20 protein-coding genes are annotated in these 21,825 nt (G+C 61.9%); 15 read left to right on the top strand and 5 right to left on the bottom strand.

Annotation, left to right across the window (positions count from 1 at the left end; all coding sequences use genetic code 11):
* Window positions 1-78 precede the first annotated feature (78 nt).
* Entirely contained in the window at window positions 79-504 is a 426-nt protein-coding gene (locus M1E16_RS01130) for a DUF4399 domain-containing protein (protein ID WP_434570387.1), read from the top strand.
* Window positions 505-695: 191 nt separating this feature from the next.
* On the opposite strand, the gene serA is transcribed toward M1E16_RS01130, so the two are convergent.
* On the bottom strand, window positions 696-1,925 hold the full coding sequence (serA, locus tag M1E16_RS01125; RefSeq protein ID WP_039592617.1) for a phosphoglycerate dehydrogenase: 1,230 nt from the start codon (window positions 1,923-1,925) through the stop codon (window positions 696-698).
* 204 nt (window positions 1,926-2,129) lie between these two features.
* Here serA and M1E16_RS01120 point away from each other — a divergent pair, with 204 nt between their 5' ends.
* The 4 genes from M1E16_RS01120 (at window position 2,130) to M1E16_RS01105 (ending at window position 6,443) form a co-directional block, all read left to right on the top strand.
* Window positions 2,130-3,524: an FAD-binding oxidoreductase gene (locus tag M1E16_RS01120; protein WP_434570389.1), complete on the top strand. Its 1,395-nt coding sequence runs from the start codon at window positions 2,130-2,132 to the stop codon at window positions 3,522-3,524.
* 43 nt (window positions 3,525-3,567) lie between these two features.
* Entirely contained in the window at window positions 3,568-4,233 is a 666-nt protein-coding gene (locus tag M1E16_RS01115; protein WP_305497557.1) for a fumarylacetoacetate hydrolase family protein, read from the top strand.
* Window positions 4,234-4,477: 244 nt separating this feature from the next.
* Window positions 4,478-5,410, top strand: coding sequence for an SdiA-regulated domain-containing protein (locus tag M1E16_RS01110; RefSeq protein ID WP_434602489.1), 933 nt, complete (start codon window positions 4,478-4,480; stop codon window positions 5,408-5,410).
* Between the two features lie 118 nt (window positions 5,411-5,528).
* A complete protein-coding gene (locus tag M1E16_RS01105) occupies window positions 5,529-6,443 on the top strand; it encodes an SdiA-regulated domain-containing protein (protein ID WP_458128997.1) in 915 nt (304 codons plus the stop codon).
* Window positions 6,444-6,586: 143 nt separating this feature from the next.
* On the opposite strand, the gene rpiA is transcribed toward M1E16_RS01105, so the two are convergent.
* Window positions 6,587-7,261, bottom strand: coding sequence for a ribose-5-phosphate isomerase RpiA (rpiA, locus tag M1E16_RS01100; protein ID WP_030140525.1), 675 nt, complete (start codon window positions 7,259-7,261; stop codon window positions 6,587-6,589).
* 326 nt (window positions 7,262-7,587) lie between these two features.
* Here rpiA and ilvA point away from each other — a divergent pair, with 326 nt between their 5' ends.
* The 4 genes from ilvA to M1E16_RS01080 are packed head-to-tail and all read left to right on the top strand — an operon-like array spanning window position 7,588 to window position 11,290.
* Window positions 7,588-9,102, top strand: coding sequence for a threonine ammonia-lyase, biosynthetic (gene ilvA / locus M1E16_RS01095; protein ID WP_305497561.1), 1,515 nt, complete (start codon window positions 7,588-7,590; stop codon window positions 9,100-9,102).
* A 38-nt stretch (window positions 9,103-9,140) separates the two neighbouring features.
* Window positions 9,141-9,554 (top strand): DUF2269 family protein, encoded by a 414-nt coding sequence (locus M1E16_RS01090; protein ID WP_434696213.1) that lies wholly within the window; start codon window positions 9,141-9,143, stop codon window positions 9,552-9,554.
* A 15-nt stretch (window positions 9,555-9,569) separates the two neighbouring features.
* A complete protein-coding gene (locus tag M1E16_RS01085) occupies window positions 9,570-10,826 on the top strand; it encodes an SDR family oxidoreductase (RefSeq protein ID WP_458128996.1) in 1,257 nt (418 codons plus the stop codon).
* Window positions 10,823-11,290 (top strand): DUF2269 family protein, encoded by a 468-nt coding sequence (locus M1E16_RS01080; RefSeq protein WP_434602486.1) that lies wholly within the window; start codon window positions 10,823-10,825, stop codon window positions 11,288-11,290. The genes M1E16_RS01085 and M1E16_RS01080 overlap by 4 nt, the downstream gene beginning before the upstream one ends.
* A gap of 4 nt (window positions 11,291-11,294) precedes the next feature.
* Here M1E16_RS01080 and M1E16_RS01075 read toward each other — a convergent pair whose 3' ends face one another.
* Window positions 11,295-11,951, bottom strand: a complete 657-nt coding sequence (locus tag M1E16_RS01075) for a histidinol-phosphatase (protein WP_434570403.1) — start codon at window positions 11,949-11,951, stop codon at window positions 11,295-11,297.
* A gap of 143 nt (window positions 11,952-12,094) precedes the next feature.
* Between M1E16_RS01075 and M1E16_RS01070 the strand changes: the two genes are divergently transcribed.
* Entirely contained in the window at window positions 12,095-12,574 is a 480-nt protein-coding gene (locus tag M1E16_RS01070; RefSeq protein WP_003186867.1) for an RNA pyrophosphohydrolase, read from the top strand.
* Between the two features lie 22 nt (window positions 12,575-12,596).
* Window positions 12,597-14,876 (top strand): phosphoenolpyruvate--protein phosphotransferase, encoded by a 2,280-nt coding sequence (gene ptsP, locus M1E16_RS01065; RefSeq protein ID WP_305497566.1) that lies wholly within the window; start codon window positions 12,597-12,599, stop codon window positions 14,874-14,876.
* 127 nt (window positions 14,877-15,003) lie between these two features.
* Here ptsP and M1E16_RS01060 read toward each other — a convergent pair whose 3' ends face one another.
* The gene (locus M1E16_RS01060; protein ID WP_458128995.1) at window positions 15,004-15,750 is read right to left on the bottom strand and encodes an NRDE family protein; all 747 of its coding nucleotides are present in this window, start codon (window positions 15,748-15,750) and stop codon (window positions 15,004-15,006) included.
* 147 nt (window positions 15,751-15,897) lie between these two features.
* Between M1E16_RS01060 and M1E16_RS01055 the strand changes: the two genes are divergently transcribed.
* The 3 genes from M1E16_RS01055 (at window position 15,898) to M1E16_RS01045 (ending at window position 18,579) form a co-directional block, all read left to right on the top strand.
* On the top strand, window positions 15,898-16,680 hold the full coding sequence (locus tag M1E16_RS01055) for a sulfite exporter TauE/SafE family protein (protein ID WP_305501400.1): 783 nt from the start codon (window positions 15,898-15,900) through the stop codon (window positions 16,678-16,680).
* Between the two features lie 68 nt (window positions 16,681-16,748).
* Complete coding sequence (gene lgt / locus M1E16_RS01050; protein WP_434570407.1) at window positions 16,749-17,558, top strand: prolipoprotein diacylglyceryl transferase; 810 nt, start codon at window positions 16,749-16,751, stop codon at window positions 17,556-17,558.
* 49 nt (window positions 17,559-17,607) lie between these two features.
* On the top strand, window positions 17,608-18,579 hold the full coding sequence (locus tag M1E16_RS01045; RefSeq protein ID WP_305497569.1) for a thymidylate synthase: 972 nt from the start codon (window positions 17,608-17,610) through the stop codon (window positions 18,577-18,579).
* A 130-nt stretch (window positions 18,580-18,709) separates the two neighbouring features.
* On the opposite strand, the gene cadR is transcribed toward M1E16_RS01045, so the two are convergent.
* A complete protein-coding gene (gene cadR, locus M1E16_RS01040) occupies window positions 18,710-19,156 on the bottom strand; it encodes a Cd(II)/Pb(II)-responsive transcriptional regulator (RefSeq protein ID WP_434570409.1) in 447 nt (148 codons plus the stop codon).
* Between the two features lie 85 nt (window positions 19,157-19,241).
* On the opposite strand from cadR, the gene M1E16_RS01035 reads away from it, so the two are divergent.
* Window positions 19,242-21,461 (top strand): heavy metal translocating P-type ATPase, encoded by a 2,220-nt coding sequence (locus M1E16_RS01035; RefSeq protein WP_458128994.1) that lies wholly within the window; start codon window positions 19,242-19,244, stop codon window positions 21,459-21,461.
* Window positions 21,462-21,825: the final 364 nt, after the last annotated feature.

Genomic DNA, 21,825 nt, shown 5'->3' with positions numbered 1-21,825 from the left:
GTTGTTGCAGGCTTCGACAACGATTGTTCATGAAGTTGTCATGACTCAGCGGATTTCATCGAAAAACTGGAGAAAAAAATGAAAAGCTTTATGTCTCGTGCCGCGTTGGCTGGCCTGTTGTTGGGCACCTCGATGCTGGCAACAGCGGCGACCCCGGCCCCCAAGGGTGCAGAAGTGTTCATCGTTTCCCCGGAAGATGGCGCCACCGTCAGCCAGGAATTCAAGGTCAAGTTCGGCGTCAAGGATATCGCCCTGGCTCCGGCGGGCGATGTGACCAAAAACACTGGCCATCACCATTTGCTGATCGATGTCGACGACGTGCCGAAGGAAGGCGCGCCGATTCCGACTGACGCCCACCACATGCACTTCGGCAAGGCACAAACCGAGGCCACCATCAAACTGGCCCCGGGCAAGCACACCTTGCAATTGATCCTGGGCGACAGCGGCCATATGCCGTTCGACCCGTCGATCGTGTCCGAGAAAATCACGGTGAATGTGAAGTAACGCCGGCTTGAAAACGCAGCATCTTTTGTGGGAGCGAGCCTGCTCGCGAAAGCGGTCTGTCAGACATATTTGTGTTGGCTGATATTGCGCCTTCGCGAGCAGGCTCGCTCCCACAGGGTTTTGTGTTGTGCCAGATAAAAAAACGGGAGCCCCCTGCGGGGCTCCCGTTTTTTATTGCAAGTCCAGCCTGCTTAGAACAACACGCGGCAACGAATGGTGCCGTTGATGTGCTGCAGCTTCTCCTGCGCCAGGTCCGAGTATTCGGCATCGACGTCGATCACGACGTAGCCGACCTTCTCGTTGGTCTGCAGGAACTGGCCGGAAATGTTGATGCCGTTTTCCGCGAAGACCTTGTTGATCTCGCTCATCACACCCGGGATGTTCTCGTGGATGTGCAGCAGGCGGTGCTTGCCAGGGTGAGCGGGCAAGGCCACTTCCGGGAAGTTCACCGACGATACCGAAGTACCGTTGTCGCTGTACTTGACCAGTTTTTCCGCCACTTCCAGGCCGATGTTGGCCTGGGCTTCAGCGGTGGACCCGCCGATATGCGGGGTCAGGATCACGTTGTCCAGGCCACGCAGCGGGCTCTCGAAGATGTCGTCGTTGGAGCGCGGCTCCACCGGGAACACGTCGATGGCAGCGCCGATCAGGTGCTTGTCCTTGATCGCTTCGGCCAGGGCGTCGAGCTTGACCACGGTGCCACGCGCGGCGTTGATCAGGATCCCGCCTTTCTTGATGGCACGGATTTCCTTCTCGCCGATCATCCACTGGGTGGCCGGGGTTTCCGGTACGTGCAGGGTGACGATGTCGGACATGCCCAACAATTCGTGCAGGTCGTTGACCTGGGTGGCGTTGCCCAGCGGCAGCTTGGTCACGGTGTCATAGAAGAACACCTGCATGCCAAGGCCTTCGGCAAGTACCGACAACTGGGTGCCGATCGAGCCGTAGCCGACGATACCCAGCTTCTTGCCCCGGATTTCGAAGGAGTTGGCCGCGCTCTTGATCCAGCCGCCACGGTGGCAGGAAGCGTTTTTCTCGGGGATGCCGCGCAGCAGCAGGATCGCCTCGGCCAGCACCAGCTCGGCAACGGAACGGGTGTTGGAGTACGGCGCGTTGAACACCGCGATACCGCGCTCACGGGCCGCGTTGAGGTCAACCTGATTGGTGCCAATGCAGAAGCAGCCGACCGCGACCAGTTTCTTCGCGTGGTCGAAGATCTCTTCGGTCAGTTGAGTACGGGAGCGGATACCGATGAAGTGAGCATCGGCGATCTTTTCCTTGAGCTGGGCTTCCGGCAGAGAGCTGGTGATGTACTCGATGCTGGTGTAGCCCGCCGACTTGAGGACGTCGACAGCCGATTGGTGGACGCCTTCGAGAAGAAGGAACTTGATCTTGCTCTTATCGAGAGAAGTCTTGCTCATCTGCGTAAACCTGTGTCCCGGAGAAAAATGGCAGGGAATCGGGCAGCCTGGGCCGGCCCGACCGGCATGACAGCCGTCGCCGCAGAACAGCCGTTGGGCACTACGCTGCGGGGTCGGTATGCTAGCATATGCCCCCCGCAAACACCCATTCCTGCGACGTGAAGCGTTCTCAGGATGACCATGAATTGTTCGAGAGTTCTGTCGATGACCAATCCTGCCGTGATAGATGAGCTGAAGACCCTGGTTGAGCCTGGCAAGGTCCTGACCGATGCCGACTCCCTGAATGCTTACGGCAAGGATTGGACCAAGCATTTCGCTCCGGCGCCGGTGGCCATCGTCTTTCCCAAGACCATCGAACAGGTCCAGGCCATCGTGCGCTGGGCCAATGCGCACAAGGTCGCGCTGGTCCCCTCGGGCGGACGTACCGGGCTGTCCGCCGCGGCCGTGGCGGCCAATGGCGAAGTCGTGGTGTCCTTCGACTACATGAACCAGATTCTCGACGTGAACCTGACCGACCGCACCGCCGTGTGCCAGCCGGGCGTGGTCACCGAACAACTGCAGAACAAGGCCGAGGAACATGGCCTGTACTATCCGGTGGATTTTGCTTCAGCCGGTTCCAGCCAGATTGGCGGCAATATCGGCACCAATGCCGGCGGGATCAAAGTCATTCGCTACGGCATGACGCGCAATTGGGTGGCGGGCATGAAAGTCGTCACCGGCAAGGGCGACGTGCTGGAGCTGAACAAGGACTTGATCAAGAACGCCACCGGCTACGATCTGCGGCAGCTGTTCATCGGCGCGGAGGGCACGCTTGGCTTCGTGGTCGAAGCCACCATGCGCCTGGATCGGGCACCGAAAAACCTCACCGCGATGGTGCTCGGCACGCCGGATTTCGATTCGATCATGCCGGTGCTGCATGCCTTCCAGGGCAAACTTGACCTGACCGCATTCGAATTTTTCTCAGACAAGGCTCTGGCCAAGGTCCTCGGTCGCGGCGACGTGCCGGCGCCGTTCGAGACCGACTGCCCGTTCTACGCCCTGCTGGAATTCGAGGCCACCACCGAAGAAGTCGCCAATCACGCGCTGGAAACCTTTGAGCACTGCGTCGAACAAGGCTGGGTGCTGGACGGCGTGATGAGCCAGAGCGAAACCCAGTTGCAGAACCTGTGGAAATTGCGCGAGTACATCTCCGAAACCATCTCGCACTGGACGCCGTATAAGAACGACATTTCGGTAACCGTCTCGAAGGTTCCGGCATTCTTGCGGGAAATCGATGCAATCGTCGGCGAACACTACCCGGACTTCGAAATCGTCTGGTTCGGCCACATCGGCGACGGCAACCTGCACCTGAACATCCTCAAGCCGGAAAACCTGAGCAAGGATGAGTTCTTCGCCAAGTGCGCGACGGTGAACAAATGGGTGTTCGAGACCGTCGAGAAGTACAACGGCTCGATTTCCGCCGAGCACGGCGTGGGCATGACCAAACGCGACTATCTGACCTACAGTCGCTCGCCGGTGGAGATCGAGTACATGAAAGCGGTAAAGGCAGTCTTTGACCCCAACGGCATCATGAACCCGGGCAAGATCTTCGCGGTTTGACCCTTATAAACACCTGATGAAAATCCAAAGGCAGGAGTCGGTTATGAGCTATCAGCACCAGTATGTCGACGGTACGCGTATTCATTTCCCGATCGGGAAAGTGGTGTGCATTGGCCGCAACTATGCCGAGCATGCAAAGGAACTGGATAATCCGGTGCCCACCGAGCCGCTGCTGTTCATCAAGCCAGGCAGCTGCGTGGTGCCGCTGGAAGGCGGTTTCAGCATTCCCACCGACCGCGGGTCGGTGCATTACGAGGCGGAAATCGCCGTGCTGATCGGCAAGCCGCTGTCCACCCGGCCCAGCGCTGAGGAAGTGCTGGACGCGATCTCCGGCTTCGCTCCGGCCCTGGACCTGACCCTGCGGGACAAGCAGGCCGAGCTCAAGGGCAAGGGACTGCCCTGGGAAGTCGCCAAGTCTTTCGACGGCGCGGCGGTGATCGCCCCGTTCGTCTCGAAGGACACCTTCGCCGACCTGACCGACATCCCCGTTCGCCTGGTCATCAATGGCGAAGTGCGCCAGGACGGCAACAGCAGCCTGATGCTCAACCCCATCGTGCCGATGATCCAGTACATGGCCGGCTGTTTCTCGCTGCAAGCCGGCGACGTGATCCTGACCGGCACGCCGGCCGGCGTCGGGCCGTTGAACGTCGGTGACGAGCTGGTGCTGGAACTGCCGGGCGCGAGCCGCTTCGAGAGCAGTGTTCGTTAACTCGGTCTTGTGACGCTGCCGATCATATGTGGGAGCGGGCTTGCTCGCGAATGCGATGTATCCGACACATAAATGTCGTCTGGCACACCGCATTCGCGAGCAAGCCCGCTCCCACATGAGAAATACAGCGCTTCCTGAAGACCGTATTTTTACCGTTTTTTTCACATGCCATCCGGATAATTCCGGGCAATGCGGCATCTGAGCCAGCCAGCCCCTAGCCGAATTTCCTGGAACGTGTCCCCTGATGGCCAAGACCCAAGCACTGCCCACCCCCAAAGCATCTCGTCGCTCTCGCTTCGCCCTGCCCTGGTATGTCTGGCTGCTGATCGCGGGCGCCAGCGCTTATGGCCTGGCATTCGCCATGCATTGGGATGACCGGGGCCTGCTTTGGGTGTCGGAGCGCTTTCAGAGCCAGGCCGAGCGCCGGGAAAGCATCTGGCTGCCTGATTACCACGCTGTCATTGACGCCAAGGCGCTCCCGGGAATGGAAGACGACGAAGCGTCCGACCTGACCTATAGCCCACAGACCAAGACCCTGTTCGCGGTGATGGGCAAAAATCCATTCCTGGTGGAGCTGAACCTGCAGGGTGACGTCTTGCGCAAGATGCCGCTGGTGGGCTGGGGCAACCCTGAAGGCGTGGCTTTCATGGAAAACGGCCTGCTGGCCATCACCGATGAACGCAAGCACACGCTGTCGATCGTCCAGGTTGATGCCAATACCCGCGAGCTGAACATCAAGGACTTCCCCCAATATGACCTGGGCACGTCGAAGAACCAGAACAAGGGATTCGAAGCCATCGTCTGGGACCCGAAGAATCAGCAGCTGATCCTTGGCGAAGAGCGCCCACCGGCATTGTTCACCTGGAAAAGCGACGGGAGCCAGTTGCTCAAGGGCGACAAGCAGATCCATGTCAGCAACGAACTCGACCTGCGCAACCTGTCCGCCCTGGCCGTAGACCCGCGCACCGGCCACACGCTGGTGCTATCGGCCGACTCCCATTTATTGCTGGAACTGGACGAAGCAGGCGATCAGGTCAGCTTCATGACCCTGCTCGGCGGCTTCAACGGCCTGAAGGACACGATCCCTCGCGCCGAAGGCGTCACTGTCGATGAAGCCGGCACCCTCTACATCGTCAGTGAACCGAACCTGTTCTACCGTTTCGAAAAACAGCACTGACAGCGCGACTTTGTAAGACACTTCCCACCATCGTGTAGGATGTGGCACGCGGCCATTAAGCTTCAGTTCAGGCAGTCGTGGTATTTCCAACCACCTGTTTTTATCCGAGCCCTCCTACATGCGTCGACTTGTCCGTCCCAAGCCACTGTTCCTGCTGTTGCTGGCCATCGTGTTGATCGCCCTTATCGCGGCGGGCCAGTACCTTCGCCTGTTCGAACGCGCCTGGTTCAACATGAGCAGCCTGTGGCACCCCGTCAACGAGCAGGCAATCGCACTGGATCAGTACCAGGTCGCGCTTGAGGCGCAGGTGATCGAAGGGTTGGACGATGACGTTTCGGCGCTGACCTTCGATCCGATCCGCAAGACCCTGTTCACCGTGACCAACAAGAATCCCGAGCTGATCGAGCTGTCGCTGGACGGCAAGATCTTGCGGCGCATAGCCCTGGTCGGGTTTGGTGATTCGGAAGCGGTGGAATTCATCAGCGAGAACATCTATGTCATCACCGACGAGCGCCAACAACGGCTGATCAAGATCCATCTGGACGACGACACCCGGTTCCTGGACGCGGCCGAAGCCGAGCAGATCTCGCTCGGGGTGCACATGAGCAGCAACAAGGGTTTCGAAGGGCTGGCCTACGACTCCCTGGGCAAGCGGCTATTCGTCGCGAAGGAGCGCGACCCGATGCTGATCTACGAGGTCCACGGGTTTCCCCACCACAACCCGGAAAAATCCTATGCGGTGCACGTCGTCAACAATCCCAAGCGTGACGCCGGGCTCTTTGTGCGCGACCTTTCAAGCCTGCAATACGATGAGCGCAGCGGTCACCTGATGGCGCTGTCCGACGAGTCGCGGTTGATCATCGAGCTGGATATCAACGGCCGTCCGTTGAGCACGCTGTCGTTGAGCAAGGGCCGCCACGGCCTGCAAAAAACCGTCCCCCAGGCTGAAGGCCTGGCCATGGATGACGATGGCAACCTGTATGTGGTGAGTGAGCCGAATCTGTTTTATGTGTTCAAGAAGGCGCAGCCTTGAACCTCTCACCCTGACCCCGAAAATCCAATGTGGGAGCGAGCCCGCTCGCGAAGGCGATATGCCAGACAACACATAATGTCTCGGACAGACCGCTTCGCGAGCAGGCTCGCTCCCACCGGGACTGATACCGCTCAAAGAATCGGTTATTCAGCCCGCAGCGTCTTCACCCCTTCAGCAGTCCCCAGCAACAGCACATCCGCCGGACGCGCGGCGAACAGGCCGTTGGTGACCACGCCGACAATGGCGTTGATCTGGCTTTCCAGCTCAACCGGGTTGGTGATCTGCAGGTTGTGGACATCCAGGATGATGTTGCCGTTGTCGGTCAGCACACCTTCGCGATACACCGGATCGCCGCCCAGTTTCACCAACTGACGGGCGACGTGGCTGCGGGCCATGGGGATCACTTCCACCGGCAGCGGGAAGGCGCCGAGTACCGGCACCAGCTTGCTGGCGTCGGCGATGCAGATGAAGGTCTTGGCGACTGCCGCGACAATCTTCTCGCGGGTCAATGCAGCGCCACCGCCCTTGATCAGGTTCAGGTGCGCATCGCTTTCATCGGCGCCGTCGATGTAGAACTCCAGGTCGCTCACGGTGTTGAGCTCGTACACCGGGATCCCGTGGCCCTTTAGGCGCGCGGCGGTGGCTTCGGAGCTGGCGACCGCGCCATCGAACGCACCCTTGTGCTGCGCCAGCGCGTCGATGAAGCAATTGGCGGTCGAGCCGGTGCCGACCCCGACGATGCTCTTGTCATCCAGCTTCGGGAGGATGAGGTCGACGGCGGCCTGGGCCACGGCCTGTTTGAGTTGATCCTGGGTCATGCGGGCTCCGAGGGTGCCGAGAGGGAACGAGAGGCCGGCATTATAGGCGTCGGAGCCGCCTTGGTCATTGCCTGTTTGGCACAGATCCAGCGTGCCAAGGGAGCTTCCGCCCGCTGGACCGTGCAGCAACCGTGGCGAGGGAGCTTGCTCCCGCTTGAGTGCGAAGCGCTCATCGCTTTTTCTGGGACCGCTACGCGATCCAGCGGGAGCAAGCTCCCTCGCCACGGGGACTTGTGTGCGCCGGCTGCCTTAATTCGTGTGGTCGCCCGGCCAAAAGCCGGGTTAGACTCCCTGGCCCTGCCCAACCCGCTCAGTGATGCTTTCCGATGCTCGAACAGTACGTCAAGAAGATCCTCACCTCGCGCGTTTATGACGTTGCCGTTGAAACCCCGCTGCAGACCGCCCGCCAGCTCTCCGAGCGGCTGGGCAATGACGTCTGGCTCAAGCGTGAAGACCTGCAGCCGGTGTTCTCGTTCAAGATTCGCGGGGCCTACAACAAGCTGACCCAGCTCAGCGACGAAGAACGCGCCCGTGGCGTGGTCACGGCCTCGGCGGGCAACCACGCCCAGGGCCTGGCGCTGGCAGCCAAGGTGCTGGGCGTCAAAGCCACCATCGTCATGCCCAAGACCACCCCGGAAATCAAGGTCGAAGGCGTACGCTCCCGCGGCGGCAAAGTGGTGTTGCATGGCGACTCGTTCCCCGAGGCGCTGGCGTATTCGCTGAAGCTGGTCGACGAAAAGGGCTACGTCTATATCCATCCCTATGACGATCCTCATACCATCGCCGGGCAGGGCACCGTGGCGATGGAGATCCTCCGCCAGCACCCCGGGCGCCTCGATGCGATATTCGTCCCGGTGGGCGGTGGCGGGCTGATTGCCGGCATCGCGGCCTACGTGAAATACCTGCGCCCCGAGATCCGGATCATTGGCGTCGAGCCTGATGACTCCAATTGCCTGCAAGCGGCCCTGGCCGCCGGTGAGCGCGTGGTATTGCCGACCGTCGGCCTGTTCGCCGACGGCGTGGCCGTGGCGCAGATCGGTCAGCACACCTTTGATATCTGCAAGCACTACGTGGATGAAGTGATCACCGTCAGCACCGACGAGATCTGCGCAGCTATAAAGGATATCTACGACGATACCCGTTCGATCACCGAGCCGGCCGGCGCCTTGGGCGTGGCCGGGATCAAGAAGTACGTCGAATCGCGGGGCATCAGCGGTCAGACCCTGGTGGCCATCGATTCCGGCGCCAACGTCAACTTCGATCGCTTGCGCCATGTGGCCGAGCGCGCCGAGCTGGGCGAAGGGCGCGAGGCGATCATCGCCGTGACCATTCCTGAGCAGCCGGGCAGCTTCAAGGCCTTCTGCGAAGCCATCGGCAAACGCCAGATCACCGAATTCAACTACCGCTACAACACCGGCAGCGAAGCGCACATTTTCGTCGGCGTACAGACGCATCCGGAAAACGATCCGCGCAGCAAGTTGATCGCCAGCCTGACCGAGCAAGGCTTCCCGGTGCTGGACTTGACCGACAACGAGCTGGCCAAGCTGCACATCCGCCACATGGTCGGCGGACACGCCGCCCACGTCATCGACGAAGTGGTGCTGCGTTTCGAGTTCCCGGAGCGTCCGGGCGCGTTGTTCAACTTCCTCAACAAGCTGGGCGGGCGCTGGAATATCTCGATGTTCCACTACCGCAACCATGGCGCGGCGGATGGTCGCGTGGTCGCCGGGCTGCAAGTGCCTCACGATGAACGCCACCTGGTACCGGCCGCCCTGGAAGAAATCGGCTATCCATATTGGGATGAAAGCGATAACCCGGCCTATCAGCTGTTTCTTGGTTGAAGGGCTACGCTGAAGGACATCGGCCTTAAGGAAATCCCATGGAAACTCTGCTGACCTTGAAAGTCCTGCACGTCGCGGCCACGGTCCTGCTGCTGGCTTGCGGTGTAGTCCTTGCCGTCCTGGCCTGGCGTAAACGCAGCGAGGGACCGGCCAGCACGCTGCGGCGTCCTTGGCTGTTGGCCTGGTGCGTGATGCTGGTCTGCATGCTGAGCATGCCACTCACCGGCTGGTGGCTGGTTCACCTGGTGGGCTGGCCGTTGGGGCAAAGCTGGCTGTTGGGCTCCAGCGTGATCTACACGGTGGCGACGCTCTGCGTTTTCTGGCTGCTGGCAAGGCTCAATCGCCTGCGCTTGGGCAGCGGTGGCAGCAGCAGGTTTACCCTGGCATTGGCGATCATCGGTGGCGTCGGCTTCCTGTCCATCGCCGCGCTGATGGGCGCCAAGCCGATTTAAGCGACAGGGACGGGCATGAAGATCCTACTGGTGGGAGGCGGCGGTTTTATCGGGCGCCATCTGCTGCGAGCGTTGCACAGCGCTGGTCACTCGATCATCGCAACCAGTCGTGAACCCCAGGCGCCAGGTTGGCCTGGGGTTGAATGGCGGCAGCTGGATCTCGGTGCACTGGCAGGCGACCCTGAACACTTTGCCTTGCCCCTGGACGTCGATTTGCTGATCAACGCGGCCGGCCTGCTCAGCGTCGACACCGAGGCGCTGAGCCTGGTCCAGGATCGGGGCACGCGAGCGTTGTTCGACCAGGCCGCGCGCCGCAGCGTCCGGATCCTGCAGATTTCCGCGCTGGGCGCGAGTGCGCAATCGGACGTGCCGTTCCTGGCGAGCAAAGGCTTGGCTGATGAATATCTTTGCACGCTGGACAGCGTATCGGTGGTGCTGCGGCCCTCGTTGGTGGTGGGACCAGGCGGCGCGAGCAGCGGCTGGATGGAAGGCCTTTCGCCGTGGCCGTTGATTCCCCTGCTGAATCTTCAAGCGCGCATCCAGCCCGTACATGTCGATGACCTGGTGGGCGCGGTGCTCGCCCTGCTGCGGCAATGGCCGACCGAGTCGGTGGTGTTGCCGCTGGTAGGACCGGAGCCGATGACGCTGGCCCGACTCATCGATCATCTGCGCGCCGTCCAAGGTTGGGCGCCGGCCCGCTACATCAAGGCCCCTGCGCTGTTGACTGAACCGGGTAGCCGGCTTGGGGATCGGTTCGGCTGGCGCGCATTGAACAGGCAAAGCCTGGCCTTGGCACAACGGGACAATCTGGCCGACCCCGCGGCACTCGCGTCAATCTGCGGGTATTACGCCGCCCCCGTACAAACCCGCTTGCAGGATTGGCCCAGCGCAGCCCAGAGCAGCCTCAGAGCGATCCGCCCGCTGATGCTCGCGGTACTGGCGATTATCTGGCTGGGTACCGCCATCGTCTGCCTCGGCCCCGGCTACGATTGGGGCTTGCGTATCATGGCCGAAGCCGGTGTCCACGGCGCCTGGGCGAAGCTTGCGGTAGTCGCCGGCGCGCTGTGTGACGGCGCGCTGGGCATGGGCATGCTATTCAAACGCTGGCGCCGCCAGGCATTGCGGTTGCAGTTGGGATTGATGCTCGGCTATACCCTGTGCATCAGTTTTATCCTGCCGCACTATTGGTTTGACCCTTATGCGGCTGTCGCCAAGAACCTGGTGCTGATAGTCGCCACTTTATGGCTGCTTTGGACTGAACCACGCCGATGAGCATTTACGTGCTGCTGAAAACCCTGCACATCCTGTCCTCGACCATCCTCTTCGGCTTGGGCGCGGGGTCCGCCTACTACGCGCTGCGGGCCTGGCGCAGCGGCAAGCTTGAAGTCATTGCCGTCACCTTCAAGCATCTGGTCTTCGCCGATTGGGCGTTCACGGCCACCACCGCCGTGTTCCAGCCGCTGAGCGGCCTGGCCCTGATGCATGTGGCCGGCTGGCCACTGCAACAGAGCTGGTTGATGTGGAGCATCGGCCTTTATTGCCTGGCGGGCGCCTGCTGGCTGCCGGTGGTCTGGTTGCAGATCCGCGTGCACAAAATGGCCGAGCAAGCCTTGCAGGACGGCACGCCCATGCCGCTCAAGGCCAGCACCTACATGCGCTGGTGGTTTGCGCTGGGCTGGCCGGCGTTCCTCGCGTTCATGGTGATCTTCTACCTGATGGTGGCCAAGCCTGCGTGACAGGTCAGTCGCGCAGGCTGATCACCGGCCAGCCGCGTTTCTCGGCCTCGGCCCGCAGGTTCGGATCCGGATCGACCGCCACCGGGTGCGTCACTGCTTCCAACAGCGGCAAGTCGTTCATCGAGTCGCTATAGAAGTAGCTGTCGTCCAGCGAATACCCGGTCTCTTCCAGCCAGCGGTTCAGCCGGGTCACCTTGCCCTCGCGGAAACAGGGGATGTCGGTGCTGCGCCCACTGTAGCGACCATCGATCATTTCGCACTCGGTGGCGATCAGGGTTTCGACGCCTAGACGCTCGGCAATCGGCGCGGTGACGAAGCGGTTGGTGGCGGTGATGATCACCAGCTTGTCGCCGGCATCACGGTGTTTCTTCAGCAGCTCGATGGCTTGGGGCAACACGATCGGCTCGATGCAGTCGCGCATGTATTCGAGATGCCACTGCGCCAGCACCTCCATCTCGGTACGGCCGAGGATTTCCAGGCAGAAATTCAGGTACGCGGCGTTGTCCAGCTTACCGGCCAGGTAGTCCTGGTAAAACTCATCGTTGCGCGCCTTGTAGGTGACGGCATCCAGAAACCCGCGCTCGCAGAGGTAATCGCCCCAGGCGTGATCGCTGTCGCCGCCCAGCAGCGTGTTGTCCAAGTCGAATAAAGCCAGCCGCATTGCAGTTACTCGCTGAAATTTCTTGAGAAAGGCGCCCAGAATACGGACTTTTCACAAGAGTGCACATAAGGTGGGCAGCCTCGTTGCTGCTTTCACAACCTTTGTGGAACAATGCGGCGACATGCGTTTGCGAGGTTGTTGCCGTGATCGATCCCGATGGTTTCCGTCCCAATGTGGGGATCATTCTTACGAATGATGCCGGACAGGTGCTATGGGCTCGCCGTATCAATCAAGACGCCTGGCAGTTTCCACAGGGAGGGATCAACCCCCAGGAGACGCCGGAAGAGGCTTTGTACCGCGAGTTGAACGAAGAAGTGGGGCTGGAGCGAGAGGATGTGGAAATACTCGCCTGCACCCGAGGCTGGTTGCGTTATCGTTTGCCGCAACGCCTGGTCCGCACGCACAGCCAACCGCTGTGTATCGGCCAGAAGCAGAAATGGTTTCTCCTGCGCCTGATCTCCAACGAGCAGCGGGTGCGGATGGATTTGACCGGTAAACCGGAATTCGATGGCTGGCGCTGGGTCAGTTATTGGTATCCGTTGGGCCAGGTGGTGACATTCAAGCGCGAGGTGTATCGACGCGCTCTCAAAGAGCTTGCCCCGCGCCTGCTGACGCGCGACTGACGACGGAGTTCGACCCCGAGCCATGCTCAATACGCTGCGCAAGATCGTCCAGGAAGTTAACTCCGCCAAGGATCTCAAGGCGGCGTTGGGGATTATTGTATTGCGCGTCAAAGAGGCCATGGGCAGCCAGGTCTGCTCGGTCTATCTGCTGGACCCCGAGACCAACCGTTTTGTGCTGATGGCGACCGAGGGCCTGAACAAGCGCTCCATCGGCAAGGTCAGCATGGCGCCCAACGAAGGCCTGGTCGGCCTGGTCGGTACCCGGGAAGAACCCCTGAACCTGGAAAACGCCGCCGATCACCCGCGGTATCGCTACTTTGCCGAGACCGGCGAAGAGCGCTACGCATCGTTCCTCGGCGCGCCGATCATTCACCACCGCCGCGTCGTCGGCGTATTGGTCATCCAGCAAAAAGAGCGCCGCCAGTTCGACGAGGGCGAAGAAGCCTTCCTTGTGACCATGAGCGCGCAACTGGCCGGCGTTATCGCCCACGCCGAGGCTACCGGCTCGATCAGCGGCCTGGGCCGCCAGGGCAAGGGCATCCAGGAAGCCAAGTTCGTCGGCGTGCCGGGTTCACCCGGCGCGGCGGTGGGCACCGCGGTGGTCATGCTGCCACCCGCCGACCTCGACGTGGTGCCGGACAAGACCATCGCCGACATCAATGCCGAGCTGGGCTTGTTCAAGACCGCCATCGAAGGCGTGCGAGCCGACATGCGCGCCCTGTCCGCCAAGCTGGCGACGCAACTGCGGCCTGAAGAGCGCGCGTTGTTCGATGTCTATCTGATGATGCTTGACGATGCCTCCCTGGGCAGCGAAGTGACCACGGTCATCAAGACCGGCCAATGGGCCCAGGGCGCGTTGCGCCAGGTGGTGACCGACCACGTCAACCGTTTCGAACTGATGGACGACGCCTACCTGCGCGAGCGCGCCTCCGACGTCAAGGACCTCGGTCGCCGCCTGCTCGCCTACCTGCAGCAAGAGCGTCAGCAGACCCTGGTCTACCCCGACAACACCATCCTGGTGAGCGAAGAGCTGACCCCGGCGATGCTCGGCGAAGTGCCGGAAGGCAAGCTGGCGGGCCTGGTCTCGGTACTGGGCTCGGGCAACTCCCACGTGGCGATCCTGGCCCGGGCCATGGGCATTCCCACGGTCATGGGCCTGGTGGACCTGCCGTATTCCAAGGTCGACGGCATCCAGATGATCGTCGACGGCTACCACGGCGAGGTCTACACCAACCCCAGCGACGTGTTGCGCAAGCAATTCGCCGATGTGGTGGAGGAAGAGAAGCAACTCTCCCTGGGCCTGGATGCCCTGCGCGACCTGCCGTGCATAACCCTCGATGGCCATCGCATGCCGCTGTGGGTCAACACCGGCCTGCTGGCCGATGTGGCCCGGGCGCAGAAGCGTGGCGCCGAGGGCGTGGGCCTGTACCGCACCGAAGTGCCGTTCATGATCAACCAGCGTTTCCCCAGCGAAAAGGAACAGCTGGCGATCTACCGCGAGCAATTGTCCGCGTTTCATCCGCAACCGGTGACCATGCGTAGCCTGGACATCGGCGGCGACAAATCGCTGTCCTACTTCCCGATCAAGGAAGACAACCCGTTCCTCGGCTGGCGCGGGATCCGCGTCACGCTCGACCATCCGGAAATCTTCCTGGTCCAGGCCCGCGCCATGCTCAAGGCCAGCGAAGGCCTGAACAACCTGCGCATCCTGTTGCCGATGATCTCTGGCACCCATGAGCTGGAAGAAGCCCTGCACCTGATCCACCGGGCCTGGGGCGAGGTGCGCGACGAAGGCACCGACGTACCCATGCCGCCGGTGGGCGTGATGATCGAGATTCCGGCAGCGGTGTACCAGACCAAGGAACTGGCGCGGCAGGTGGACTTCCTGTCGGTAGGCTCCAACGACCTGACCCAGTACCTGCTGGCCGTGGATCGCAACAACCCACGGGTGGCCGACCTCTACGACTACCTGCACCCGGCCGTGCTGCAAGCCTTGCAGAACGTCGTTCGCGACGCCCATGCCGAGGGCAAGCCGGTGAGCATCTGTGGCGAAATGGCTGGCGACCCGGCGGCGGCGGTGCTGCTGATGGCGATGGGCTTCGACAGCCTGTCGATGAACGCCACCAACCTGCCGAAAGTGAAATGGATGCTGCGCCAGATCAACCTCAGCAAGGCCCAGGAGCTGCTGGCGGAGCTGATGACCATCGACAATCCGCAGGTGATCCATAGCTCCTTGCAGTTGGCGCTGAAAAACCTTGGGTTGGCGCGGATGATCAACCCGGCTTCGAACAAGACCCTCTAGATCCCGCGGCGAGCATTTGTGGCGAGGGAGCTTGCTCCCGCTGGCGGGCGAAGCCCGCCCAAAAGCTTTGGGGCTACTTCGTAGCCCAGCGGGAGCAAGCTCCCTCGCCGCGGGGTTATCGTCGGCATTAAACGAGCAGCTCCACCTCCCCCAAATGCCCCCCATGCGGCCCGAAACTGCGCTCGACCATCTGCCGCGTCCCGTCAGCATTAACGATCAGCGCCGTGCTCGCCCGCGTCCCGTAGGCCGGGCTGGCGATGAACACGCTCGACAGCAGCATTTCCGTGGACAGTCCCACGCCGGTGTCCGGCAGCTCGGCCACCGGGGCCGGTTGCGGATCGTTCAACAGCGTCAGCAGCGCTTGGGGTTGCGGGTCATGCAGCACCTCACTCAACGCCGTCCGGGCCTTGAGCAATTTCGGCCAGGGCGTGTTCAACCCGGCGTTGGACAATCCGTAGATCCCTTCGGCCAACAACTGCGGGCGTGTATCGCGTGCGTTGTAGTGCCACAGTTCGGCACCATCGCCCAGCAGCAGGTTGAAGCCACCGTACTCGCCGGCGCGCGGCACGACTTCGCTCAGATAATCGATGATCGACAGGTTCCCGGTCAGGAACCGCGCCACCAGCTCGCCGCGAGACTTGAACGCCGGGAGCTGGCCAGGATCGCGGATGTTGGTCAGCGCGGCAAAGCGGCCCCCGGCGCCGACCCCGAGCCAGGTGCCGCCCGCCTCCAGGTCGCGACCGGCATGCACGTGCGGTGCGTCAGGCCACTGCGCTAGTGGCAGCGTCGGGCGCGCATAGAACTCGTCGCGGTTAGCCGCCACGATCAGCGGCTGGGCGTGGCCGGGCCGCCAGGCAAATACGATCAGGCACATCAGGTTGTCCTGTGAAAAATCCGAGCTCCGCTTTCGTGGTGCCTACTTTACCCACACATCACCAACGCATCCATCGCCTTCAGTGGAGCCCAGGGCCCTCGATCCGTTACCATGCCGCTCTTGTTTGCGATGGTCGAGGCGACGCTGGTGGAATTTCTGCTTTATCTGCTGCTCGGCGCCTGTGCCGGTGTACTCGCCGGGCTATTCGGCGTCGGCGGCGGGATGATCATCGTCCCGGTGCTGGTGTTCAGTTTCACCTTGCAGGGTTTCGACCCGCAGGTGTTGACGCACCTGGCTGTCGGTACGTCCCTGGCATCGATCATCTTTACCTCGGTGAATGCCGTACGCGAGCATCACCGCAAAGGCGCGGTGCGCTGGCAGATCTTTACCTGGATGACCGTCGGGATCCTGATCGGTGCCGGTTTCGGCGCCATTACCGCCGAAGCGATCTCCGGCCCGCATCTGCAAAAAATCATCGGCGTATTCGCCATGCTCGTTGCCCTGCAACTGGCGCTGGATTTCAAGCCGAAGGCCAGCCGTACCGTGCCGGGCAAGGTCGGATTGGGCCTGGCCGGCACGGTTGTCGGCTGGGCCTCGGCGATTTTCGGTATCGGCGGCGGTTCGCTGACCGTGCCGTTCCTGACCTGGCGCAGCGTGCCGATGCAACAAGCGGTGGCGACTTCGTCGGCCTGCGGGCTGCCCATCGCCCTGGTCAGTGCGTTAAGTTTCATGATTCTGGGGTGGCAGGATCCGCTGTTGCCGCCCCATAGTCTCGGTTTTGTATATTTGCCGGCACTGCTGGGCATCGCCCTGACGAGCATGATCTTCGCCCGTTTCGGCGCGCGACTGGCCCATCGCCTGTCGCCGCGCTTGCTCAAGCGGCTGTTCGCCGCTTTGTTGTTCAGTGTGGGCTTGAGTTTCCTGCTCTGACGCAATCCTGGCTTAATCCCGAGGTGGCAGCTTCGCCCGGGTATTTTTGACGTTCACGAGGAATATCAATGCTGCCTTACCCGCAGATCGATCCGGTTGCCCTGGCCATCGGCCCGCTGAAAATCCACTGGTACGGTCTCATGTACCTGATCGGTATCGGTGGTGCCTGGTGGCTGGCCTCGCGCCGGCTCAACCGGTTTGACCCGACCTGGAACAAAGAGAAGCTCTCGGACCTGGTGTTCTGGCTGTCCATGGGCGTGATCGTTGGCGGGCGCCTGGGTTATGTACTGTTCTACGACCTGAGCGCCTACCTGGCCAACCCGACACTGATCTTTGAAGTCTGGAAGGGCGGCATGTCGTTCCACGGGGGCTTCATCGGCGTGATGCTGGCGGCGCTGTGGTTCGGCAAGCGCAACAACAAGTCGTTTTTCGAACTGATGGACTTCGTCGCGCCGATGGTGCCGATCGGCCTGGGCGCCGGGCGCATCGGCAATTTCATCAACGCCGAGCTGTGGGGCAAGCCTACGGACGTGCCGTGGGCTATGGTCTTCCCGCCGTTCAGCGACCCGGCCCAACTGCCGCGTCACCCGTCGCAGCTGTACCAGTTCGCCTTGGAGGGCGTGGCACTGTTCCTGATTCTCTGGTTGTTCTCGCGCAAGCCGCGGCCGACCATGGCGGTGTCGGGCATGTTTGCGCTGTTCTACGGGATCTTCCGTTTCATCGTCGAGTTCGTCCGCGTACCGGACGCCCAGCTCGGCTATCTGGCGTGGAACTGGCTGACCATGGGCCAGGTGCTATGCCTGCCGATGATCATCGGTGGTCTGGCGCTGATCTGGCTGGCTTATAACCGTGCACCGGCTGCGGCGGCCAAGGTTTAAAATTCGGACCCCGGGGCGCTGACCCCGGGTTCAAGGACACAGGTAACCCATGAAGCAATATCTCGACCTGGTGGCTCACGTCATCAAGAACGGCACCAAGCAAGCCAACCGCACCGGCGTGAACACCATCAGTTTCCCTGGCGCGATGCTGCGCTATGACCTGAAGGAAGGCTTTCCCGCCATCACTACGCGCAAGATGGCCTTCAAGTCGGCGATCGGCGAGATGTGCGGTTTCTTGCGTGGCGTGAACAATGCCGCCGAATTCCGGGCCCTGGGCTGCAAGGTCTGGGACCAGAACGCCAACGAAAACGCGCAATGGCTGGCCAATCCGTTCCGCCAGGGCGAGGACGACCTGGGCGAGATCTACGGCGTGCAATGGCGCAAGTGGCCGGCCTACAAGCAGATCCCGCTGAGCAACCCGGCCGCCATCGAGCAGACGCTGGCCCAGGGTTATCGGCAGATCGCCGAAGGCGAAGAAAACGGCCAGGCCTACGTGGTGCTGTACAAGGCCATCGATCAGGTTCGCCAGTGCGTCGACACCATCATCAAGGACCCGGGCAGCCGGCGCATCCTGTTTCACGGCTGGAACTGCGCCCAGCTCGATGAAATGGCCCTGCCACCGTGCCACCTGCTGTATCAGTTCCATCCGAATGTCGAGACCCGGGAAATCTCCCTGACCCTCTACATCCGCTCCAACGACCTGGGCCTGGGCACGCCGTTCAACCTCACCGAAGGCGCCGCGCTGCTAAGCCTGATTGGTCGCCTGACCGGTTATACGCCGCGCTGGTTCACCTATTTCATCGGCGATGCCCACGTCTACGAAAACCACTTGGACATGCTCAATGAACAGCTCACGCGCGAGCCGTTCCCGATGCCCCGACTGGTGATTTCCGAGCGCGTGCCGGAGTTTGCCAAGACCGGCGTATACCAGCCCGAGTGGCTGGAGCAGGTCGAACCGAGCGACTTCTCCCTCGAAGGCTACCAACACCATGCGCCGATGACCGCGCCGATGGCGGTCTAAAAAACACCCCGTCTCCCCTGTGGGAGCGAGCCTGCTCGCGAAAGCGTCATCACATACAAATTATGTGACTGATCCACCGCTTTCGCGAGCAGGCTCGCTCCCACCTGGTCTCCGTTATTTCAAAATCAGGTCAATGCCCATGACTCCTGCCCACATGTGAATGCTCCACCTCCGGCGCCACCGCCCCGCTCACCTCCAACCGTTGCAAGATCCCACACTGCTCAAGATCCGGCCCTTCGCCACAGCGATGGCGCAGGTCGATCAGTTGCGCCTGCAAGGCCTGCAGGCCGTCGATGCGCGCCTTGACGTGGTGGATGTGTTCGTCGATCAGTGCGTTGACGCTCTCGCATTGGTCCTGGGGGCTGTCGCGCAAGGCCAGCAGGCTGCGGATTTCCTCCAGGGTCATGTCCAGGGTCCGGCAGTTGCGGATGAACGTCAGCCGCTCGGCATGGGCCTGGGTGTAGACGCGATAATTGCCGTCACTGCGGGCCGGTTCCGGCAGCAGCCCCTCACGTTCGTAATAGCGGATGGTCTCGACCTGGCAGTCGGTGATTTTCGCCAGTTCGCCAATCTTCATCGGATGAACTCCAAATAGGTGCTTGACCCTATAGTGGCTACAGGGTCTTTACTGCGCAACAGGCACTTTTCACGGACGTAACCCGATGAACGATTCCATCCATACACCCCGACCCGCCCATGGCCATGAGCACGGGCACTCCTGCTGCTCATCCAAAGCAGCGCCGGCGGTAGTCACGCTCGACAAAACGCCGACGGACGGTGCGCGGCTGAGCAGTTTTCGCATCGAAGCCATGGACTGCCCTACCGAACAGACACTGATCCAGAACAAGCTCGGCAAACTTGAAGGCGTGCAGCGACTGGAATTCAGCCTGATCAACCGTGTGCTGGGCGTAACCCATGACCTGCCCAGCGACACGCCGATCATCAAGGCCATCGAGTCCTTGGGAATGCAGGCGGAACCGTTGACGGCTGGCCAGGACAAACCGACTCACACCCCGCCCGCCCCAGCCAAACCATGGTGGCCGCTGGCGTTGTCCGGCGTCACGGCATTGGGCGCCGAGATGATTCACTTCACCAACGCGGCGCCGAACTGGGTCGTCGCGTTGGTGGCGCTGGTGTCGATCCTCAGCGGTGGCCTCGCCACCTACAAGAAGGGCTGGATCGCCCTGAAGAACCTGAACCTGAACATCAACGCCTTGATGAGCATCGCCGTGACCGGCGCGGTGTTGATTGGCCAATGGCCGGAAGCGGCGATGGTGATGTTCCTGTTCACCGTGGCCGAACTGATCGAGGCCAAGTCCCTCGACCGTGCGCGCAACGCCATCAGCGGCCTGATGCAGATGGCGCCGGAACAGGCCACCGTGCAGCAGGCCGATGGCAGTTGGCAGGTCCAGGAAGTGAAGAGCATCGCCCTTGGCGCGCGGGTGCGGGTTCGCCCCGGTGAACGCGTCGGGCTGGATGGCGATGTGGTCGCAGGCCGTTCGACCATCGACCAGGCGCCGATCACCGGGGAAAGCCTGCCGGTGGACAAGACCGTGGGCGACAAAGTGTTTGCCGGCACCATCAACCAGGCCGGCGAACTGGAATACGCCGTGACCGCCGCGGCCGATCAATCCACCCTGGCGCGGATTATCCATGCCGTGGAGCAGGCCCAGGGGGCCCGGGCACCGACTCAGCGCTTCGTTGACCGGTTCTCGACAATCTACACCCCGGCGGTGTTTGCCCTGGCCTTGGCTGTGGCCGTCATCCCGCCGCTGTTCATGGGCGCAGTCTGGTTCGACTGGATCTACCGGGCGCTTGTCCTGCTGGTGGTCGCCTGCCCATGTGCACTGGTGATTTCCACCCCCGTGACCATCGTCAGCGGCCTGGCGGCAGCGGCGCGCAAAGGCATCCTGGTCAAGGGCGGCGTGTACCTGGAGGGCGGCCACAAACTCGATTACCTGGCCTTGGACAAGACCGGCACGATCACCCACGGCAAACCGGTGCAGACCGACTACCTGGCACTCGACCCGAGCGTGGAAACCACCGCACCGGCCCTGGCCGCCAGCCTCGCGGCGCGGTCGGACCATCCGGTATCCCGGGCGATTGCCCACGCGGCTGTGGATAAACAACTGGCGCAGCAGGTTGTGGATAACTTCGCGGCGCTTGCCGGGCGCGGCGTTCGCGGCGACATCGGCGGCCAGACCTATCACTTGGGCAACCATCGCCTCGTGGAAGACCTGGGCCTGTGCTCTCCCGAGCTGGAAGCGAAACTCTTCGCCCTGGAAAAACAAGGCAAGTCCGTCGTGCTGCTGCTCGGCAGCACCAGGCCTCTGGCCCTGTTTGCCGTGGCCGATACCGTCAAGGACTCCAGCCGCGAAGCGATCCGGCAGTTGCATGACCTGGGCATCAAGACGCTGATGCTGACCGGCGACAACGCCCACACCGCCGAGGCGATTGCCGCACAGGTGGGCATGGACCGAGCCCACGGCGACCTGTTGCCGGAAGACAAGCTGCAAGTCATCGAGAAGCTCTATGCCGAGGGTCACCGGGTCGGCATGGTGGGCGACGGCATCAACGATGCCCCGGCCCTGGCCCGCTCGGAAATCGGCTTCGCCATGGCGGCGGCCGGCACCGACACCGCCATCGAGACCGCTGACGTAGCGCTGATGGACGACGACCTGCGCAAGATTCCCGCATTCATCCGGCTGTCGCGGCAGACGTCGAGCATCCTCAAGCAGAACATCGCCCTGGCGTTGGTGATCAAGGCGATTTTCCTTGCGGTGACCTTCGCCGGGTTCGCCACCATGTGGATGGCGGTATTTGCCGACATGGGGGTGAGCTTGCTAGTGGTGTTCAATGGGTTGCGGTTGTTGCGCAAGTAAAAATCAGAGCGACCGGGCTGGCCTGCTCGCGAAAGCGGTGAGTCAGCTTGCATTGATGTTGGATGTGCCGCAGCCATCGCGAGCAGGCTCGCTCCCACATTGATCTCCACTGGACATCAAATCCATGCCCATCCCCAAATCCCCTGTGGGAGCGAGCCTGCTCGCGAAAGCGGTGGGTCAGCTTGCATTGATGTTGGATATGCCGCAGCCATCGCGAGCAAGCTCGCTCCCACACTGGTCTCCCAATAGACATCAAATCCATGTCAGTCCCCAAATCCCCTGTGGGAGCGAGCCTGCTCGCGAAAGCGGTGGGTCAGCTTGCATTGAGGTTGGATGTGCCGCAGCCATCGCGAGCAAGCTCGCT

The organism is Pseudomonas sp. Z2-11, assembly GCF_054161305.1.
Note: the sequence above shows the minus strand (reverse complement) of the source record. Positions and strands in the feature narration are given on the sequence as shown.

What these genes read in the sequence shown, in the direction of transcription:
- M1E16_RS01130 (WP_434570387.1), top strand. Translation starts at nt 79, where the DNA reads ATGAAAAGCTTTATGTCTCGTGCCGCGTTGGCTGGCCTGTTGTTGGGC.
- serA (WP_039592617.1), bottom strand. Translation starts at nt 1,925, where the DNA reads ATGAGCAAGACTTCTCTCGATAAGAGCAAGATCAAGTTCCTTCTTCTC.
- M1E16_RS01120 (WP_434570389.1), top strand. Translation starts at nt 2,130, where the DNA reads ATGACCAATCCTGCCGTGATAGATGAGCTGAAGACCCTGGTTGAGCCT.
- M1E16_RS01115 (WP_305497557.1), top strand. Translation starts at nt 3,568, where the DNA reads ATGAGCTATCAGCACCAGTATGTCGACGGTACGCGTATTCATTTCCCG.
- M1E16_RS01110 (WP_434602489.1), top strand. Translation starts at nt 4,478, where the DNA reads ATGGCCAAGACCCAAGCACTGCCCACCCCCAAAGCATCTCGTCGCTCT.
- M1E16_RS01105 (WP_458128997.1), top strand. Translation starts at nt 5,529, where the DNA reads ATGCGTCGACTTGTCCGTCCCAAGCCACTGTTCCTGCTGTTGCTGGCC.
- rpiA (WP_030140525.1), bottom strand. Translation starts at nt 7,261, where the DNA reads ATGACCCAGGATCAACTCAAACAGGCCGTGGCCCAGGCCGCCGTCGAC.
- ilvA (WP_305497561.1), top strand. Translation starts at nt 7,588, where the DNA reads ATGCTCGAACAGTACGTCAAGAAGATCCTCACCTCGCGCGTTTATGAC.
- M1E16_RS01090 (WP_434696213.1), top strand. Translation starts at nt 9,141, where the DNA reads ATGGAAACTCTGCTGACCTTGAAAGTCCTGCACGTCGCGGCCACGGTC.
- M1E16_RS01085 (WP_458128996.1), top strand. Translation starts at nt 9,570, where the DNA reads ATGAAGATCCTACTGGTGGGAGGCGGCGGTTTTATCGGGCGCCATCTG.
- M1E16_RS01080 (WP_434602486.1), top strand. Translation starts at nt 10,823, where the DNA reads ATGAGCATTTACGTGCTGCTGAAAACCCTGCACATCCTGTCCTCGACC.
- M1E16_RS01075 (WP_434570403.1), bottom strand. Translation starts at nt 11,951, where the DNA reads ATGCGGCTGGCTTTATTCGACTTGGACAACACGCTGCTGGGCGGCGAC.
- ptsP (WP_305497566.1), top strand. Translation starts at nt 12,597, where the DNA reads ATGCTCAATACGCTGCGCAAGATCGTCCAGGAAGTTAACTCCGCCAAG.
- M1E16_RS01060 (WP_458128995.1), bottom strand. Translation starts at nt 15,750, where the DNA reads ATGTGCCTGATCGTATTTGCCTGGCGGCCCGGCCACGCCCAGCCGCTG.
- lgt (WP_434570407.1), top strand. Translation starts at nt 16,749, where the DNA reads ATGCTGCCTTACCCGCAGATCGATCCGGTTGCCCTGGCCATCGGCCCG.
- M1E16_RS01045 (WP_305497569.1), top strand. Translation starts at nt 17,608, where the DNA reads ATGAAGCAATATCTCGACCTGGTGGCTCACGTCATCAAGAACGGCACC.
- cadR (WP_434570409.1), bottom strand. Translation starts at nt 19,156, where the DNA reads ATGAAGATTGGCGAACTGGCGAAAATCACCGACTGCCAGGTCGAGACC.
- M1E16_RS01035 (WP_458128994.1), top strand. Translation starts at nt 19,242, where the DNA reads ATGAACGATTCCATCCATACACCCCGACCCGCCCATGGCCATGAGCAC.